At 65.8% G+C, this 18,224-nt stretch carries 17 protein-coding genes; 14 read left to right on the top strand and 3 right to left on the bottom strand.

Translation table 11 applies throughout. The annotated features are described in order from the left end of the window. From MJO58_RS15085 to MJO58_RS15065, 5 genes are read left to right on the top strand one after another with little or no spacing between them, the layout of a single operon-like run. Positions 1-1,446 carry an MCE family protein gene (locus MJO58_RS15085; RefSeq protein ID WP_239719913.1) on the top strand — a complete coding sequence of 482 codons (1,446 nt, stop codon included), beginning with the start codon at positions 1-3 and terminating at the stop codon, positions 1,444-1,446. 46 nt (positions 1,447-1,492) lie between these two features. After that, positions 1,493-2,107 (top strand): Rv1363c family protein, encoded by a 615-nt coding sequence (locus MJO58_RS15080; RefSeq protein ID WP_239719912.1) that lies wholly within the window; start codon positions 1,493-1,495, stop codon positions 2,105-2,107. Then, a complete protein-coding gene (locus MJO58_RS15075; protein ID WP_239719911.1) occupies positions 2,104-2,775 on the top strand; it encodes a hypothetical protein in 672 nt (223 codons plus the stop codon). Before MJO58_RS15080 ends, MJO58_RS15075 begins: the two co-directional genes overlap by 4 nt. 10 nt (positions 2,776-2,785) lie before the next feature. Continuing rightward, entirely contained in the window at positions 2,786-3,163 is a 378-nt protein-coding gene (locus MJO58_RS15070; protein WP_239719910.1) for a DUF732 domain-containing protein, read from the top strand. Between the two features lie 20 nt (positions 3,164-3,183). Then, on the top strand, positions 3,184-3,855 hold the full coding sequence (locus tag MJO58_RS15065; RefSeq protein ID WP_239719909.1) for a CAP domain-containing protein: 672 nt from the start codon (positions 3,184-3,186) through the stop codon (positions 3,853-3,855). Between the two features lie 75 nt (positions 3,856-3,930). Here MJO58_RS15065 and MJO58_RS15060 read toward each other — a convergent pair whose 3' ends face one another. Further along, positions 3,931-5,607, bottom strand: a complete 1,677-nt coding sequence (locus MJO58_RS15060) for a long-chain fatty acid--CoA ligase (RefSeq protein WP_239719908.1) — start codon at positions 5,605-5,607, stop codon at positions 3,931-3,933. A 249-nt stretch (positions 5,608-5,856) separates the two neighbouring features. Between MJO58_RS15060 and phaZ the strand changes: the two genes are divergently transcribed. The 9 genes from phaZ to MJO58_RS15015 all read left to right on the top strand — a co-directional run bounded on the left by phaZ (position 5,857) and on the right by MJO58_RS15015 (position 15,474). Then, positions 5,857-6,678 (top strand): poly(3-hydroxyalkanoate) depolymerase, encoded by an 822-nt coding sequence (gene phaZ / locus MJO58_RS15055; protein ID WP_239719907.1) that lies wholly within the window; start codon positions 5,857-5,859, stop codon positions 6,676-6,678. 123 nt (positions 6,679-6,801) lie between these two features. Then, positions 6,802-7,776 (top strand): PDR/VanB family oxidoreductase, encoded by a 975-nt coding sequence (locus MJO58_RS15050; protein WP_473143354.1) that lies wholly within the window; start codon positions 6,802-6,804, stop codon positions 7,774-7,776. After that, positions 7,773-8,819, top strand: coding sequence for an aromatic ring-hydroxylating oxygenase subunit alpha (locus MJO58_RS15045; RefSeq protein ID WP_239719906.1), 1,047 nt, complete (start codon positions 7,773-7,775; stop codon positions 8,817-8,819). Before MJO58_RS15050 ends, MJO58_RS15045 begins: the two co-directional genes overlap by 4 nt. Next, complete coding sequence (locus MJO58_RS15040) at positions 8,816-9,691, top strand: SDR family oxidoreductase (RefSeq protein ID WP_239719905.1); 876 nt, start codon at positions 8,816-8,818, stop codon at positions 9,689-9,691. The genes MJO58_RS15045 and MJO58_RS15040 overlap by 4 nt, the downstream gene beginning before the upstream one ends. Positions 9,692-9,703: 12 nt before the next feature. Next, a complete protein-coding gene (locus MJO58_RS15035) occupies positions 9,704-11,050 on the top strand; it encodes a cytochrome P450 (RefSeq protein ID WP_239719904.1) in 1,347 nt (448 codons plus the stop codon). 73 nt (positions 11,051-11,123) lie between these two features. Further along, positions 11,124-11,519 carry an SCP2 sterol-binding domain-containing protein gene (locus MJO58_RS15030; RefSeq protein WP_239719902.1) on the top strand — a complete coding sequence of 132 codons (396 nt, stop codon included), beginning with the start codon at positions 11,124-11,126 and terminating at the stop codon, positions 11,517-11,519. A 25-nt stretch (positions 11,520-11,544) separates the two neighbouring features. After that, positions 11,545-12,699 (top strand): NAD(P)-dependent alcohol dehydrogenase, encoded by a 1,155-nt coding sequence (locus MJO58_RS15025; protein WP_434086237.1) that lies wholly within the window; start codon positions 11,545-11,547, stop codon positions 12,697-12,699. An 83-nt stretch (positions 12,700-12,782) separates the two neighbouring features. Beyond that, positions 12,783-14,051 carry a PucR family transcriptional regulator gene (locus MJO58_RS15020; protein ID WP_239719900.1) on the top strand — a complete coding sequence of 423 codons (1,269 nt, stop codon included), beginning with the start codon at positions 12,783-12,785 and terminating at the stop codon, positions 14,049-14,051. Positions 14,052-14,151: 100 nt separating this feature from the next. Further along, the gene (locus tag MJO58_RS15015; protein WP_239719899.1) at positions 14,152-15,474 is read left to right on the top strand and encodes a LuxR C-terminal-related transcriptional regulator; all 1,323 of its coding nucleotides are present in this window, start codon (positions 14,152-14,154) and stop codon (positions 15,472-15,474) included. Here MJO58_RS15015 and MJO58_RS28820 read toward each other — a convergent pair. Together MJO58_RS28820 and MJO58_RS15005 are read right to left on the bottom strand one after the other, a co-directional pair. Next, a complete protein-coding gene (locus MJO58_RS28820) occupies positions 15,368-16,330 on the bottom strand; it encodes a MaoC/PaaZ C-terminal domain-containing protein (RefSeq protein ID WP_434086236.1) in 963 nt (320 codons plus the stop codon). The genes MJO58_RS15015 and MJO58_RS28820 overlap by 107 nt on opposite strands. Before the next feature lie 5 nt (positions 16,331-16,335). Continuing rightward, entirely contained in the window at positions 16,336-18,198 is a 1,863-nt protein-coding gene (locus tag MJO58_RS15005) for a PHA/PHB synthase family protein (RefSeq protein ID WP_239719897.1), read from the bottom strand. Positions 18,199-18,224: the final 26 nt, after the last annotated feature.

Here is an 18,224-nt window from a genome sequence, read left to right as displayed (position 1 = left end):
ATGCACCTGAACCGGCAAGTCCGCATCCAGCTGGCCATCTTCACCGTCATCGCGACGGCGGCGCTAGCGCAGATGACCCTGCATTACATGAAAGTTCCGGCCACACTGTTCGGCGTCGGCCGCTACACCGTGTCGGTGCAGCTACCCCGCGCCGCCGGGCTCTACGAGTCCAGCAACGTGACCTACCGCGGCACCGAAGTCGGCCGCGTCCAGGCGCTGCATCTGACCGATAGCGGGGTCGTGGCCGAGCTGTCCCTGAAATCCGGGATCGACATCCCCTCTGACCTCAAAGCCGAAGTGCACAGCCAGTCCGCGGTCGGCGAGCAGTACGTCGAACTGTTGCCGCGCAGTGCCACCGCCCGCCCGCTGCGCGCCGGCGACGTGATCGCCGTCAAAGACACCTCGGTGCCCCGCGACATCAACTCCGTCCTGGACTCGGTGCGCACCGGGCTGCAAGCCATTCCGCATAACAACCTGAAGACCGTGATCGACGAATCCTTCACCGCGGTAGGCGGACTCGGCCCACAGCTATCCAAACTCGTCGACGGCACCATCAACCTGTCCACCGACGCCCGCGCCAACCTCGACCCCATGCTGGCGCTCATCGACAACGCCCAACCGGTGCTCGACTCCCAAGGAGAAACCTCTTCGTCGATCCAGGAATGGGCCTCGAGCCTGGCCACCGTCACCCACGAGTTGCAAACCCACGACGGCGCCCTTGCCGGCGTGATCGACCATGGCGCCCCCACCCTTAGCACCGCCCGCCAACTGGTCGAGCGGCTCCAACCCACCCTGCCCATCCTGTTGGCCAACCTGGCCAGCGTCAGCCAAGTCGCGGTCACCTATAACAACGACCTCGAAGAAATCCTGGTGCTGGCACCCCAGCTGATCGCTGTGGAGCAAGGCTCGTTCGTCGCCAACGCCAACACCAAACAGGACTACCGGGGCGCCTATCTGAGCTTCAACCTCAACGTCAACCTGCCCCCGCCATGCACCACCGGCTACCTACCGGCCCAGCAGATGCGCAACGCCGCCCTCGAGGACTACCCCGACCGCCCGGCCGGCGACCTGTACTGCCGCATCCCGCAAGACTCACCCAACGGAGTGCGCGGAGCCCGCAACACCCCGTGCGAAACCCGGCCCGGTAAACGGGCCGCGACGGTCAAGCAGTGCGAAAGCGACGAACCCTACGTGCCGCTCAACGATGGCGACAACTGGAAAGGCGACCCCAACGCCACCTACAGCGGCCAAGATATTCCGCAGCTGCCACCAGGATCACCACCACGCCCGCCGCCGGCCCTGCCGCCGGTGGCCGCCGCCCAATACAACCCCGACACCGGAACCTACATCGGGCCCGACGGACGCCAGTACACCCAATCCGATCTCGCCCACTCCGCGTCGAAAGACAAGACCTGGCAGCAAATGATGCTGCCGCCCGGCAGCTGAGCACCGCCGCCATCCCAGCCGGCACCGACCACGAAAGGAGCGCGCCATGCCGACAGCCACCGACACTGAACACCCCGTCACCGACGACGTCACCGACGACGGTGCCGTCGACACCGACACCGAAGAACCGACCGAAGAGCCGGACCAGGAGGACCAGCAGCCATCCGCGCAGGCATCGTGGACCGCGGTGCGGCGCGCCCTGTTGGCCGGTTCACTGGTCATCGTCGCGCTGGCAGCATTGTTGGGCTGGTTGGGTTTTCGCACCTACCAGTCGCACCAGAACCTGGCCGAGCGCCGCGAATTCCTGCAGACCGCCAAGCAGGGCGCGCTGAACCTGACCACCATCGACTGGCAGCACGCCGACACCGACGTGCATCGCATCCTCGACGGTGCCACCGGCGAGTTCTACGACGACTTCCTCAAACGCTCACAACCGTTCATTGAGGTCGTCAAACAAGCCAAAGCCAAGACCGTGGGCACCATCACCGAAGCCGGCCTCGAATCGTCGAACGCCTCCTCCGCGCAAGCACTGGTGACGGTGTCGGTGCAAACATCCAACGCCGTATCCGATGATCACATGCCCCGGGAATGGCGGATGCGCATCAACGTCGACAAGATCGGAGATCAGGTGAAGGTGTCCAACGTCGGGTTCGTCCCGTGATCCGCCGAGTGCTGCGCGTCGTCACAGACCGCGCCGACGACGCCGAAAAGCCGGACACTGTCGCCGAAACCGGGCGCAGTGACCCCGACCGGGACCCCTCCGCCACCGCCGCCGAGGACACCGACGACGCCCACGACAGTGACGACGACCTCGCGGCCGATGCCGCCGACGCCCATGACGGGCGGCTGCGCTTCTCACGCCTGGCCGCCTACGGGGTGCTGCCCGCGATCGCTGTGCTCATGGTGATCGCCGCAGGATTGCTGAAATGGCACGATTTTTCGGCCCGCGACAGCCAATCCGCAGGCGCTGAGGCAGTCCACGCAGCCAGCGACGCCACCATCGCGCTGCTGTCTTACAAACCTGCGACCGTCGAGAAAGATCTCGAGGCCGCCCGGGCCGGGCTGACCGGAACATTCCTGGACAGCTACACCTCGCTGACCCGCGATGTGGTCATCCCCGGGGCCAAGCAGAAGCAGATCTCCGCTGTGGCCACCGTCCCAGCCGCCGCGGCGGTGTCGGCGACCGAAAACCACGCAGTGGCAATGCTTTTCGTCAACCAGACCGTGATCATCGGCCAAGACGCCCCCACCGAGACCGCATCCAGTGTGCGGGTCACCCTCGACAGGGTCGCCGGCAGATGGCTGATCTCGCAGTTCGAGCCGATCTAACACCCAGACGGTGCACCCGACGACGATGCGCATCCACACCATCACCGCCGTTGCGGTCAGCGCCGCGGCGCTAACACTGCTGCACCCTGCCGCCGCGCGCGGCGCGCCGGCACCCGAGCTCGAATACGTCTACGACGTCACCGTTCGCCGGCACTACGACTTCGCCAGCCCCGATGCTGCTGTCGACTACGGGCACAGCATCTGCGACCGCGTGGGCAGCGGCCAGGGCTACCCCCAGGTGATGGGGCAGGTGAAAAACGAGGTGCTGCCCAACGACGAATTCGCCGCCAACTACCTGGTGTCCAATGCGGTCAATCTGTTGTGCCCAGACCTGCTCTGGCAGCTACGTAACTCCGCGGCCCACTACCAGCCACCGCCTGGCGGCTGACCCGCGAAAAGGAGACCGCGATGGTCTATCGGCACCTGGCATTCGCCGGATCGCTCGCCATGGCGCTGTGCCCGGCACTCGGTTCGCCGCACGCGCTGGCCGACGGCGACAACAACACCTTGATCCCGAACAACAAACGACTCAACGACGGTGTCGTGGCCAACGTCTACACCATCCAGCAACACGCCGGCTGCACCAACGATGTGCGGCCCAATCCCGCGCTGCAGCACGCAGCTCAACGACACGCCAACGACCTGATGGACAACCGCTACCTCGACGGCGACATCGGCTCCGATGGCTCCACCCCGCAGCAGCGCGCCGACGCCGCCGGCTTCCAGGGCCCGGTGACCGAAACGATCGCCACCAACCCTGCGCTGGCAATCAGCGGGGTCGAGCTGATCAACCAGTGGTACTACAACCCCGCTGACATGGCGATCATGTCCAACTGTGCCAACAGCAACATCGGGGTGTGGTCGCTGAACTCACCCGACCGCACCGTGGTGGTCGCTGTTTACGGTCACCCGACCGGAGGGCGCCCGCAACCCGCGCTGCCACCGGGATCGATCGCCAACAACATCCCACCCGACCCCAGCCCCGACTACGACGCCAGCGACGAGCTCGAACACGGCGTGGACTGGTTTGCCTGGATCCTGCGCGGCATCTCACCGGCCCGCGGGTACCCACCCAACTAGTCGCCGCAGAACCGACGTCCGGCCGGCTCCATTCCGCACGCGGGCGACCGCCGCGGCGCGCAGAGCGGACGCCACTCAGTCTGCGGCCGCGGTATCGCGCGACGCTCTGGTAGCGGAGTCCTTGGCCGGCACCGGTTTGCGGCCGGGCAGCGCACCGTCGGACAGCATTTTGCGGAGCACTTTCTTGTCGAATTTGCCGACGCTGGTCTTGGGAACCTCTGGGATGTAGACGTATTCGTCGGGCAGCTGCCATTTGGCGAACTGCGCCTGGATATGGGCGTTTAGGGCTTCGGGGGTAGTGAGATCCTCGGTATCGACCACCACGCACGGCAGCGGGCGTTCGGTCCAGCGCTCGTCGGGTTTGGCGATCACCGCGGCTTCGAGCACCGCCGGATGCGACATCAGCGCGTTCTCCATCTCGATCGAGGAGATCCATTCCCCGCCGGATTTGATGACGTCTTTGACGCGGTCGGTGATCTGGATATAGCCCAGCGCGTCGATGGTGGCGACGTCTCCGGTGCGCAGCCAGCCGTCACGGAACTTTTCCTCAGTCGCCGCCTCGTCGCGGTAGTAACCGGACGCGATCCACGGCCCGGCGAGTTCAAGCTCACCGGATTGTTCGCCATCCCAGGGCAATTCGGCGCCGTTGGGGTCGACGATACGGGCTTCCACCAGCGGGCTGATGCGCCCGGTCTTGGCGCGGTAACGCCATTTGTCCGCACCGGTCACACCGGCGGGGGCCTCGGCGATCGCGACGAGCGGGCTGGTCTCGGTCATGCCGAATCCTTGGATTAGGGGTGCGCCGAACGTCTCCTCGAACCGCTGCATCAACGACAGCGGCACCGCCGCCCCGCCGCACACCACACGGCGCAGCGAGGCCAGCGCCTCGGGGCGTGGGGTCGCTTTGCGCAGAACGTCGTTCCAGATCGTAGGGACCGCGGCGGCGAAACTGACCTGTTCGCAGGCGATGAGCCGCAGCAGCGGTTCGGCCTGCAGGAACCGGCCCGGCAAGATGATGGAGGCGCCAAGCATGCCGCAGGTGTAGGGCAACCCCCAGGCGTTGGCGTGAAACATCGGCACCACCGGCAGCACCCGATCGGTTGAGCGGACGTCGAGGGTATCGGTGAGGCCTTCGGCCACGGCGTGCAACACGGTCGAACGGTGCCCGTACAGAACACCTTTGGGATGTCCGGTGGTGCCACTGGTGTAGCACAGGCTCGCTGCTGCGGTGCCGTCGATGTCGGGGTAGTCGAAGCCCTCGGATTGCGCGGCGAGCAACTCCTCATAGCGCACGGCGTTCGGCAGCGTGCCGGTGCCGGCACCGATGACGATGAAGTGTTCGACCCCAGTGATAGCGGGAAGGATTTTCTCCAGCTGGGCCACCAACGATTCGTCAACGATGATGACGCGGTCCTCGGCGTGGTTGATGACGTAAGCCAATTGGTCATCGGAGAGCCGGATGTTCAACGTGTGCAGGATCGCTCCCATACACGGCACAGCCAGGTAGGCCTCCAGATGCTGCTGGGTGTTCCAAGCGAAGGTGGCGACCCGATCACCGGGGGACACGCCTAACTGCTGCAGCGCCGCGGCGAGTTTGTCGGCGCGCCGGGCCACCTCGCCATAGCTGGCGCGCGACGTACTGCCCCCGGCCTCGAGCAAGGTGACCACCTCGACGTGGGAGTTCATGGTGCGCATCCGCCGCAGTACCTGCTGCAAAGTGAGCTGGAAGCCGTTTTGAACTAGCGATTGCACGATGAGTTTCCTCGTTCCACGCGAAAGCCGGCGCACCCTCGTGGGTCACCGTGCCACGGGCGGCCGTCAACCGGGCAGACACGACGACCGTCCAAGACCATTCACGCTAAGAACCGGGATGCGGCGCGACGATCTCCCATTCGCGGTAAACGCCTCCACCGACCGGGTCGTCCTTGGCCAACCGGTGTCGCGACGGCGGTACCGTCCGCGTTAATTGACCGCGATCACCGCGCCGACTGGAGGAACACGATGAACGCTGCCCTGGATCAGATCGATCCCGAAACCGAGACGCGGTTCATCGACGTCGACGGCCACCACCTGAGAGTGTCGGTGCGCCGAGGATCCTCACCGCGCCCACCGCTGCTAATGCTCAACGGTCTGGGTGTGCGGGTGGAGGGCCTGCAACCGTTCGTCGACGCGCTGCGACCGGATGCAACGGTAATCCGCGTCGACGTCCCCGGCACCGGTGAGTCGGCCTCCCCGGCGCTTCCCTACCGGATGTGGCAGGTGGCCCGGCTGACCAGCCACGCCCTCGACGCGCTTGGCGTCGAGGAAGTCGACACCCTCGGAGTGTCCTGGGGCGGGGCTTTGGCCCAGCAGTTCGCCTTCCAATACCGGCGCCGCTGCCGGCGCCTGATCCTGGTCAGCACCGCCGCCGGCGCCCTGATCCCGGGCCGCCCGCAGGTGGTCCGCGAAATGCTGACCCGGCGTCGTTTCGACGACGCGAAACATGCCAGCCGCGTCGCGCCAATCATCTACGGCGGCAAAGCCCGTCAGGCCCCGCAGGCACTGTCGCTGTTCGACCACATGAGCACCAGTCGCCGCGGCTTGTTCTACCAGCAATTGGCCGTGCTGGGCTGGAGCAGCATCCCATTCTCGCGGCTGATCCGCCAGCCCACTCTGATCCTCACGGGCGATGACGACCCGGTCATCCCGCCGTTGAACGGCAGGCTGCTCGAGGCGATCATCCCGCACGCCCGGCTGCACATCTTCCACGACGGTCACCTCGGATTGCTCACCAGTGCAGACGAACTCGCGCCGATCGTCGAAGACTTCCTCGATCAGCCCTGACCCAGACAAAACCCCCGTTCGGGGTATGGCACTCCACCCTCCGACGGCTTGTCGAGTTCGTGGCCCCGACGCACGCTTTAGGCGTGCGAGGCACACCCGCAAGCGTTGGGGAAAGGAATTGGTGTGAGCCAAGTTCCGCAAATGCAGGAACGCACCGTCGAGCTGGTAGTGACTTCCCGCGAAGAACTCGCCGATGAGGTGATCGGTTTGGTGCTCGAAGATCCTTCCGGTGCGCAACTGCCAGACTGGAACCCCGGCGCCCACATCGACCTGTTGCTCACCGACGCGCTGGTTCGCCAGTACTCGCTGTGCTCGAGCCCCGCCGACCGGCAGCGGTGGAAAGTCGCTGTACTGCTCAACCCCCACGGTCGCGGCGGCTCCAAGCACGTACACCACGAACTGCACGAGGGCAGCACCGTCTCGGTTCGAGGGCCGCGCAACAACTTTCCGCTGAGGCGTGCCGCCCGCTACCAGTTCATCGCCGGCGGTATCGGCATCACACCGATCATGCCGATGATCGAAGCCGTCGACGCCGACGGAGCGGACTGGCACCTGCTCTACGGCGGGCGCAGCCGAACCACGATCGCGTTCTTCGATGAGTTGGCGAAATACGGTGATCGGGTCACGATCTGGCCCAGCGACGAGCGCGGCCTGCTCGATCTGCACAGCGTTCTGGGCAACCCGCGGGAAGACACCCAGGTGTACTGCTGCGGCCCAGAGGGTTTGCTCAGCGGGGTCGAACAGGCTTGCGCGTCGTGGCCCAAAGGGGCGCTGCACGTGGAGCGCTTCGCCGCCAAACCCGCCGACGGTCAATCCTCCCCGGGGGCGGTCGATGACTTCGAGGTCGTATGCAAGCGCTCCGGGATCACCATCGACGTCGGCGCCGACGACACCATCCTCGAGGCGTTACGAGAACATGGAATCAGCATGCTGGCCTCCTGCATGGAAGGCATCTGCGGGACTTGTGAAACCGCGGTTCTGGAAGGCGAACCGGATCACCGTGACTCGGTGCTCAGCGACGACGAGAAAGCCGAGAATGACTGCATGATGGTGTGCGTTTCACGGTCCCGGTCCCCACGTCTGGTGCTGGACCTGTGAGTGCCAATTACCCGCACGACTGCTGGTATGTTGCCGCCTCGACTGAGGAGGTCAGCCGCGAACCGCTGGGCCGGCGACTGCTCGACACTCCAATCATGTTGTACCGCTTGGAATCCGGGCGCGCAGTCGCACTCCACGATGCCTGCGGACACCGCGGTTACCCGCTGTCTCGAGGCCACCTCGACGGTGACGAGATCACGTGCGCCTACCACGGCATCCACTACGACGCCTCCGGTGCATGCGTGCGGGTTCCCTCCCAGCCCCGCCCACCGTACGGGGCGTGCGTGCGACAGTACCCGGTGCGCGAAGCCGGCTCGTTCGTCTGGATCTGGCTGGGGGATCCCAACCGCGCCCAACACCGTTCACTGCCAGAGCTGCCCTGGCTGACCGAACCGGGCTGGGACATCTCGGGGACCTACCTGCGCGTCAACGCCAACTACATGCTGGTCCACGAGCACTACCTCGACTTGACCCATATCCCCTGGGTGCACCCGCAGGAAACACCACAGGACATTGACCAGGTTCCCGCCCTCGACGAGATCCAGGTCTCAGAAACCTCCGTCACCTACACCCGCGGGCTGCCGCTGGCGCCGCTGGCTGACTGGGAGGCCACCGCAACCGGGCTACCCCGCGACACCGCGTACCGTCGCCGCCACCACGGCACCTTCGTCTCCCCGGCTGTGCTGGCCGAAAGCTGGGACATATACGACAGTGATGATAAACCGCTGCGGCACACCCGCATTCAGGCCGTCACCCCTGAAACCGAGACCAGCACCCACCTGTTCTGGCGGTTCGCCCACGATTATCACCTCGGCAATTCCGATGTGCGCGACCATCTGCATTCGGTGTTCGAACACGTCATGCGAGTCGACGTCGACGTGCTCGAAGCCATCGAACACAATGTCGGATACCGCGGATCGGCCAACGGGTTCCGGGTGTCTGCCGACGCCGGAGTCCTCAAAGTGCGACGCATCGTGACCGCCATGATCGATCGGGAAAACCCGGCCCTGTCAGCGGTCAACGCGGTGGTGGGGGCGCTGTGAGCGTGCTGACCGATTGCCTGTCACCACGGCTGTTGGCCGGCACCGCGGCGTTCATCACCGGCGGCGGCAGCGGCATCAACCTCGCGATCGCCCACGCTTTCGCTGAAGTGGGCGCCGACGTGGCGATCTGTGGGCGCAGCGAAGAACGCCTCGAGCGCGCCGCCCAGGAGTTGCGCGCACTGGGCGGGCGAGTCGCCACCGCCGTTGCCGACGTGCGTGACCCTGAAGCGATGAACGCCGCGATCAGCCACGCCGCCGAGAAGATCGGGCCGCTGTCGACCATCATCGCAGGCGCCGCCGGGAACTTCCTGGCACCCGCACACGACATGTCCAGCAAGGGTTTTCGCACCGTCATCGACATCGACCTGCTCGGCTCGTTTCACACCGCACGCAGCGCCTTTGACCAACTCAGAACCACCCGCGGCAACATCCAGTTCATCTCCGCCGGCCAGTCCGACAACGCCTACCTCCATCAGGCCCACGTCGGGGCCGCCAAAGCAGGCATCGACAGCCTGATGCGCCACCTAGCTGCCGAATGGGGGCCCTACGGCATCCGGTCCAACGCTTTGGTGCCCGGCCCGATCGGAGGGACCGAAGGCATGAAGCGGCTCGCCGCCCACATCGGTGAGCAGCCCTGGACCGACGGAATCGCGTTGGGCCGCTTCGGAACCCCCGGGGAAGTCGCCGCGATGGCCGTCGTGCTTGCCAGCCCGCTGGCGTCGTTCGTGACCGGGGCGCGCATCGCCATCGACGGCGGCCTGGCGCTGGCCGGTTCCGGCCTCGTCAACCGCGCCTTGGTCCAGGCCGGCACCGTTAACGGCCAAATCAGTGACGGCGCTTATAGTTCTCCGCGGCCCCAGGTGCACCCCTAACGAGGGATGCGCTTGCCTCGACTGCTGGATCGTCAAACCGTCAGCCTGCTGGAAACGTTGGGAGCCATGAGCAGCATCGCCGACCATCCCCGGATCATCAGCGACCCCGACCTGGATCTGTCGTCGCGCGCCTTTTGGGCTCAAGACTTCGAACAACGCGACAAGGCGTTCGCGCGGCTGCGTGGCGCGCCGTCGCTGTCCTATCACCGTCCGTATGAGTCGACGCTGCTGCCCCCTGATGAAGACACCCCCGGGTTCTGGTCGGTGACCAAGCACGCCGACTGCCGCTACGTCTCGCGCAACGCCAAGCTGTTCTGCTCGCGCAAGGGCGTGCTGATGGAGGACATGCCCGAAATCGTTCTCACCGCCACCGCCTCGTTTTTGGTGATGGACGGCGAGCAGCACCGCAAGATGCGCGGCATCGTCGAGCAGGCCTTCACCCCCCGTAACGTCCGCAAGCTCACCGAATGGGTGGGCCAGCACGCCCGCGACCGGCTCGACGAGATCATCGAGCGCGGCGAAGGCGACTTCTCCGAGGACTACGCCAAATATGTGCCCGGCCGTATCTTCGCCCACTTTTTCGGTCTCGACCGCGACAGCGAAGAACAGCACATCGTCATGGAAGCCGCCGAGCGGATGCTGGCCTGGGACGACCCGCGCATGGCGCTGGGCCGCGACGCGCTGACCACCCACGCCGAAGAGTCCGAACGCATTCAGGAGATCGCGCTACGGCAAGCCGAAAAGCGGCTCAAACACCCTCAGGACGACCTGATCAGCTGGGTGGTCAACGCCGAGTTCGAAGGCCAGCGACTCGACGAATGGGAGATCGGCGCATTCTTCTCGCTGCTCGGCTCGGCCGCCAACGACACCACGCGGCACTCAATCGCCCACGCGGTGCGGCTGTTCTCCGAGTTCCCCGACCAGCGCGCGCTGTTGCTCGAAGACCTCGACGGCCGAGTCGGCAGCGCTACTGAAGAGATCGTGCGCTACGCCAGCCCGGTGATGCACTTCCGACGCACGGCCACCGAGGACACCCGCATCGGTGACGCCGAGATCAAAGCCGGCGAGCACCTGGTGCTGTGGTACTGCTCGGCCAACCGCGACGCCGAACATTTCGACGAGCCCGAAAAGTTCGACATCCTGCGAAGCCCCAACGATCACATGGGTTTTGGCGCCGGCGGCCCGCACTTCTGTCTCGGTAACGCGCTGGGACGGCAGATGCTGCGTTCGGTGCTCACCGAAGTCTACACGCGCATACCCGATATCGAGCTGACCGGCGAGCCCGACTACCAGGTCAACAACTTCATCCACGGCGTGCATTCACTACCAGTGCGCTGGACACCCCCCGCCGGTAGCTGATACCGCAGTTTGGTACCACTTCGGTTGCACCGCAACCACATCCACCACCATCTCACCGTTGGAGGAGACAACCATGGCCTACTACAGCAGCGCCGAGGAGATCTACAAGTACCTCGGCGGCGTCTTCCGCGCCGCCAACGACACCGAAGTCGGCCCCAAACTCAAAGCCGCCGACATCGACCTGCAGATCTACTACACCGACCCCGACGCCGCCATGACGGTCACGTTGCGTGAGCCGACCATCGAGGTCACCGATGGTGGCGACAACGCCGACGCTGACGTCAAGCTCTACATGCCCGCCGACATCGGCGACAAATTCTGGCGCGGGGAATACAACCTCGGCGTCGGGCTGGCCAAAGGCCAGGTCAAAGCCAAAGGCCCGGTCAACAAGATCCTCAAGCTGGTACCGCTGACCAAGCCACTATTCCCAGTCTACCGCGAGCTGGTCGCCCAAAAAGACGCCGTCTAAATCCGAAGCGACACAAGGACATCCGTTGACCCACCCTGTGAGCCCCGCTGCGACCGTCGTGGATGCCGGCCGCCACTCCCGCGTCGCGCGCGCAGCGATTCTGCGCGACGCAGGCCAACCCCTGTCGTTGGAGGACGTCGAGCTCGCCGAGCTCGCCGACGACGAGGTGCTGGTACGCGTCGCCGGGGTGGGGGTGTGTCACACCGACATCTCCGCCGCCGAGGGAATGGTGCCGTTGCCGTTGCCGGCGGTGCTGGGCCACGAGGGCGCCGGCGTCGTCGTCGAGGTCGGGTCCGCGGTCACCACTCTGACCGCCGGTGATCACGTTGTGCTGAGCTACGCCTACTGCGGCGAATGCGACACCTGCCGCTCCAAGACGCCGGCGTATTGCGATCTGTTCGCGCCGCTGAACTACTTCGGTGAACGCCTCGACGGCACGGTCACTATCCGCGCCGGCGACGAGGACATCCACGGCAACTGGTTCGGCCAGTCCACGTTCGCCGGCTTGGCGATCACCTGCGCCCGCAACGCGGTCAAGGTACCCACCGACCTGCCGCTGGAGCTACTCGGCCCGCTGGGCTGTGGCCTTCAGACCGGCGCCGGCGCCGTGCTCAACGTGCTGCGCTCCGCCGCCGGGGAAAGCCTGGCCGTCTTCGGGCTCGGCGCTGTCGGACTCTCAGCCATCATGGTCGGCAAGGCCACCGGCTGCGACCCGCTGATCGCCATCGACGTCAACGAGTCGCGCCTACAAACCGCCCGCGATCTGGGCGCCACCCACACCTTCAACCCGGCCACCACAAAAGACCTGGTCTGGGACGTGATGAACATTGTGGCCACCGGCGTCGACTGCTCGCTGGACGCGGTCGGCTCGAACGCCGTGATCCGCCAGGCCCTGGAGATCCTGCGCTCACCCGGGCACTGCGCCACCGTTGGATTCCAGGGCCTCCAACACGACATCACCATCGACCAGGGGCATTTGCTGCTCGGGCGGCGGCTGTCGGGTGTCATCGAAGGCGACGCCGACCCGCAGACCTTTATCCCCGAGCTGATCAACATGTATCGGGCCGGTAAGTTCCCGTTCGACCGGCTCGTCACCACTTTTGGCTTCGAGCAGATCAACGACGCGATCGACGCGTCCAAGCGCGGCGAGGCGATCAAACCGGTCATCGTCTTCGACTGACGCGGTGACGACGGCATTTGCGTCGTCGGCGCCGCACACGGTGCTAGGTTTGTCGCATCGAAAACCGCGGTTTGGGGGCGTCCATGGCTCAAGATCCCACACCGGGAAGCCCTGAGGAGATCTCCGCGTTCACCGCCGCCGTCGACATGGCCGACCTCGGTGAACGCATCGGTCTTCGCGCCGTCGAAGTAGTCGCCGACTTGCACGACCTCGAAGACAAAGACCTCGAGCAGCTCACCGTGCAGGCCGCCTACAGCAATGTCCAAGCCGTGCTGCGCGGCTTCGCCGCTGGCGAGCAACCCTCGGCTGCCGAAGCCTCCGACACCACCTTGAACTGGGTGGCCAACCTGGCTCAGCGCGGCATCACCGTCTCCGCCATCCCGCGCTGCTATGTGACTGGGCTGGGACTTTGCGACGCTGCGATGCGCGATGCCGTCAACCATCTCGACGTGTCGGAGGAAACCAAAAAGAGACTGGCCAGCGCCGCCTCCCAGTACCTGTTCGGCTACTGCGAAAAAATCTCCGGCGACCTGGTCGATCACTATCAGCGCGAACGCGAGCTGTGGGTGCGCGGCGCGGACTCGGTGCGTGCCGAACTCGTCATGGCGATCGTGGCCGGCCGGCCGGTCGACCTGCACGTGACCAGCGCGGCGCTAAGTTACAACCTCGACCGCGGCCACGTCGCCATTATCGTCTGGACCGACCCGCTCAGCGCCGACAAACCACCCCTGCAAGCGCTCAAACGCGCCGCTAACGAGATCGCCCACCACCTCAAAGGCATCGAGATGCTTGTTGTACCCGGCGGCACCTCGATGGTGTGGGCATGGATCAGCGGGCCCAGTATCGGTGACCGCCCACCCGAGGAATGGCGACTGGATCCTCCGTTGCAGGCCGCGGTCGGGGGAATGGGCCACGGGCTGGACGGCTTCATCCAATCGCACCGCCAGGCCCGCGAGGCGCGACGCATGAGTGGGGTGTTCTCCCACCCCGCCGGCTCGGTGACCGCGTACCACGACGTCGCTCTGGATGCCCTGGTTACCTCCGATTTGTCCGCGGCCGGGGTGTTCGTCCAAGACGAACTCGGCGAGTTGGCCGATGACTCCGAACGCAGCCGTCGGCTGCGCGACACTTTGACCGCGTTCTTCGACGAAGCCATGAGCTGGGGCCGCACCGCCGAGCGCCTCGGCATCCATCAAAACACCGTGATGTACCGGGTCGGCCAAGCTAAAGAGCTCCTTGGACGCCCGATCACCGAGCGCCGCCTCGAGCTCGAGGTGGCGCTGCGCCTCGCGTCCGCCGGCCCGCATCTGAGCCCCGGCGGGCTGGCCAGCTCCGGTCACCCTGATATATAGCGGTTTGTAGCTTGGCCTGTAACGAGCTTCTAGTGCGCACACGCGAATTTGGAACGCGCTTCCATGTTCAAGTGACGGCCGTCTCTTTACGGTCGGATATGTGACTGACGCCGCTGTTGATCACGCCGATGCCGCCCGTCGTTGGGCCCCGGTACGTGAACCTGTCGAGCACCGTTCACCGATCCGCTCGATCCGCGTCCCCGACGCCGACGAGTGGGCGGTGGTCGGTGACCCGCTGCGCGACAACGCGCTGCGTGAGCGGGTGATTGCGGTACTTCACCGGGTCGGCGAGCTACCGGGCACCGCGGAATCGCCTTGCGTCGGGGACGGCCGCGACTTCCACCGGGTCCGCGCGGCACTCGATGCCGCCTACACCGTGGTCGCCGCCCGCGGCACCGGCGCCGCGGTCGCGATGCCGTCCCCGGCGGTCGCCCGGAACATCGAGCTGCTCGGCGAAATCGGCCAGCTGCGTGTCGAGGTCACCGTGACCCACGCCGCACAGCGCAACGCCCGCTACGCCGCGGTGCGCAACGCGCTGTCGCGGCTGCGTGGCGTGGACTCGGTCGAGCAGATGATCGACCGAGCCCCGGCTGAGTTGTGTCGCTGCGGCTTTGACCGGGCGATCATCTCGCGGGTGGAGGAATCGACCTGGTGGGTGGAAGCCGTGCACGTCAAGGCTGACGCCGAATGGGCCAGCGACATCGTACGGGCGGCCCGCGAGCATCCAATGCTCATCGACCACCCGCTGATCGAATCCGAAATCATGCGGCGCCGCGCGCCGGTGCTGGTCTCCGACGCCCAGCAGGACCGCCGCACCAACGCGGTGATCGGTCGGGTATCGCTGTCACGGTCCTATGTCGCCGCGCCGATCATGCCCGACGGCCGGATCATCGGGCTGCTCCACGCCGACTGCTACAACAGCCGACGCCACGTCGACGACGAGGACATGGCGGTGCTATGGATGTTCGCCGAAGGATTCGGCTACGCCTACCAGCGCACCGCGCTCAGCGAGCGGTTACGCTTCGCCCGCAACGAGATTCAGCGCATGGCCCGCGACCTCGCCAGTGCCGCCGATGAGGTGTGCACCGCGCGGACCACGCTCGGTCGGCCGCGTCACGGGCACGAGGCCGCTGGCGCCCACGCCCCGGTCGCGGCGTCGCTGGCCGCCGACTCCGGCATCGAGGACCTGCTGTCGCGACGCGAGATCGAAGTGGTCTCCCTGATGGCCCAGGGTAAGAGCAACGGCTCGATCGCCACCCACCTGGTGATCTCGGAAGGCACCGTCAAAACCCATGTCAAGCACATCCTGCGCAAACTCAAGGCCTCCAACCGCGCCGAGGCGGTGTTTCGCTACATGCGGATGACCGCGGTGCATTGGGGGCCGCCGACGATACCCCGCCGACCGACAACCGCCCCGAGTTAACGGATGTCGATGATCGCGTTGGACAGCACCGCAGTCCCGCGCTCCTTGCAGACCGCATCGATGATGACCGAACCCTTGGTGCGCCACATCCGCACCTCGATCGTTTCACCCGGATAGAGCACCCCGGCGAAACGGGCCCGGTAGCGGGCCACCGCGCTGACATCGCCGCCCAAGACCGCGTCCACACTGCCTTGCACACCATCCCGTAGCTGCACAGGCCGTGCAGGATCGGCCGCTCGAAGCCGCCGCGGCGGGCGAACACGGGATCGGCGTGAATGGGATTCATGTCGCCTGAGAGCCGGTACAGCAGAGCCTGCGAAGGCACTGTGCTGCAGGTGATTTCAGCGTCCGACGGCCCGGTGGGGGCAGGCGGCGCAGTCCCGGGCGTACGCGACGAGGCCCGGCCAAACCCGCCCTCGCCGCGCACGAACGCGCTGAACCGGTTGGTGACCAGCGGCTGAGCGGTGGCTGCCTCGGTGGTGACCGCCTCGAGCACCACCAGCGCCCCGCCGCCTTTGTCGGCGATGTCGCAGATCGTGGCCGAAGTGCACACCTCGGCATGTACCGGCAATGCCTGGTGGATCTCCAATTCCTGTTCACCGTACAGTAATTGAGCGAAATCGACGTCGATGCCGGGTACCTTGAGCATGTCAGGCAGCATCGGCACCGCCGGAATCACCCTGTAGGACGGCAACACTTTGAGGTGCGCTTCGTAGGTGTATTCCAGTTCGGCTGGATCGGTGGGCGTCGAGCCCGCACCCACGCCCAGGTGATAAAGGATCACCTCCGAGGGGGTCCAGGAACTTTGCCGCTGGGGAAGCGTCGCTCCGAGCACAGCCTCGATGTCGATGGGCATCGCACTCAGCCCTGCGACTGCTTGAGCACGTACTTGCCGGGCGCCGGCGTCAGCGGCCGGAAGTCCTTGTTGCCCAGCCGCTTCGGTGCGGCAACCTTCTCACCGGCGCGTTCGACCAGCCACGGCGCCCAGTCCTGCCACCAGGTGCCCTTGTGCATCGTCGCTGAGCGCAGCCATTCCTCGGGAGTCGCGCAGGATTCGTCGCCGAGACGGTACGACGATTTCGGGTTGCCCGGGGGGTGGATGACCGCGGCGATGTGGCCGCTGGTCGACAGCGCGAACTTTGTCTTGCCGCCAAGCATCGCGACACTGCGGTAGCAACTCGGCCACGGTGTGAGGTGATCGGTTTCCCCGCCGGCGACATAGGAGTCGCAGGTGATCTGGCGGAGGTCGATCGGGGTGCCCAGCACGGTCAGCGCGCCTGGTTCGATCAGCGGGTTGGTCATGCCGATGTCCATCAGGTCCGCGTGCAGCGCGGCGGGCATGTTCATCGAATCCTGGTTCCAGAACAGCAGATCGAATGCTGGCGGCTTGTTGCCTAGGTAGTAGTTGTTGACGAAGTTGTTCCAGATCATTTCGTTGGGCCGCAGCCAGGCGAAGGTGCGCGCCAACTCGGTGCCGGCCAGATAGCCTTTGCGACGGATCTTGGCTTTGGCGGCCTCGGCCATGTCGGGTGAGGCCATCGACAGCACCGGCCCGCCGCGACGCACATCGAGCACGGTGACCATCAGGCTCAATGTGGCGACGTGGTCGATTTTGCCCAGTGCGGCCAGATGCGCGACCGCAATGGCGGTGGCGATCCCTCCCGCGCAGAACCCGACGACGTGCACCGCGTCGGCTCCGGTGACCTCGCGGGTGGTCTCGATCGCGGCCACGATTGACTGCAGATAGTCTTCCAGGCTCCAGCCGGCGTTCTCGCGGGTCGGGTTAGCCCACGATAACGCGAACGGCTGCAGGCCGTGATCGCCGAGGAACTCCACCATGCTCTTGCCCGGCGAGAGATCGACAACGTAGTACTTGCTGATCATCGGGGGAATGAGCAGCACCGGGCTTTTGTACACTTCGTCGACGCGCGGTTCGTACTGGATCAGTTCGAAGCGCTCATCGCGGCGCACCACTGCTCCGGGAGAGGCGGCCAACGTCTCGCCGACCTTGAACGGTGACTTGTCAACGTTGGCGGGCAGCTTGACCGGTGAGCGCGCGTCGCGTAATGCGGCGCGTGCACCGGTGACGAAGTTCTCTCCGCCGCGGTCGATGGTGGTTTTCCACACCGTCGGGTTGGTCAGCGGGAAATTGGTGGGGGACAGCGCATCGATCAAGTTGTCCAGGATCAAGTGCAGGCGCTCGCGGTCAGCCCATTCCAGGTCGGGTTCATCGGCCAGGGCATGTGCGAAATCGCTTATGCTCAAATAGCTTTGGCAGATCCGGCGAAACAGCCAACTCTGTGTCCAGGCTGGGTCGCGGAACCGCGAGTCACCTTTGAGGGGTGTGCGCCCCGATTCTCCGGTGATGATCCGCGCCAGATCGCTGACCACCGTGGCGGTGTGCCCGGCGACCTTGCTTGGGCGCTTGGCCAGCCCGCCGAGCGCTTTGACGAATTCAGAGCCGGGGATGAAGCGGTTCTGCGTGTGGGCGGCCTCTGCCATCAGTTGATCGAGACCGACGTTTTGCACTTGTCCGGCGCTGTCGGTGATCTGCGGGCGCTCGGCGCGGGCTTGCTTAGCGCGGGCCGCCGACGGTTCCGGCGCTGGCGCCGCCCGCGGAGGAGTGGCCACCGATTTGGTTTTCGCGGCGGCGGAGCCGTTGCGCGACCAGGAGCGGGTGGCCTTCGACGCTGCGGGCTTGACGGTGGGGGAGTCGGCGTCCATGCCTTTACGCTAGGAAGCGCACCGGC

This window comes from Mycobacterium lentiflavum (assembly GCF_022374895.2).
Classification (GTDB): domain Bacteria; phylum Actinomycetota; class Actinomycetes; order Mycobacteriales; family Mycobacteriaceae; genus Mycobacterium; species Mycobacterium lentiflavum.
Note: the sequence above shows the minus strand (reverse complement) of the source record. Positions and strands in the feature narration are given on the sequence as shown.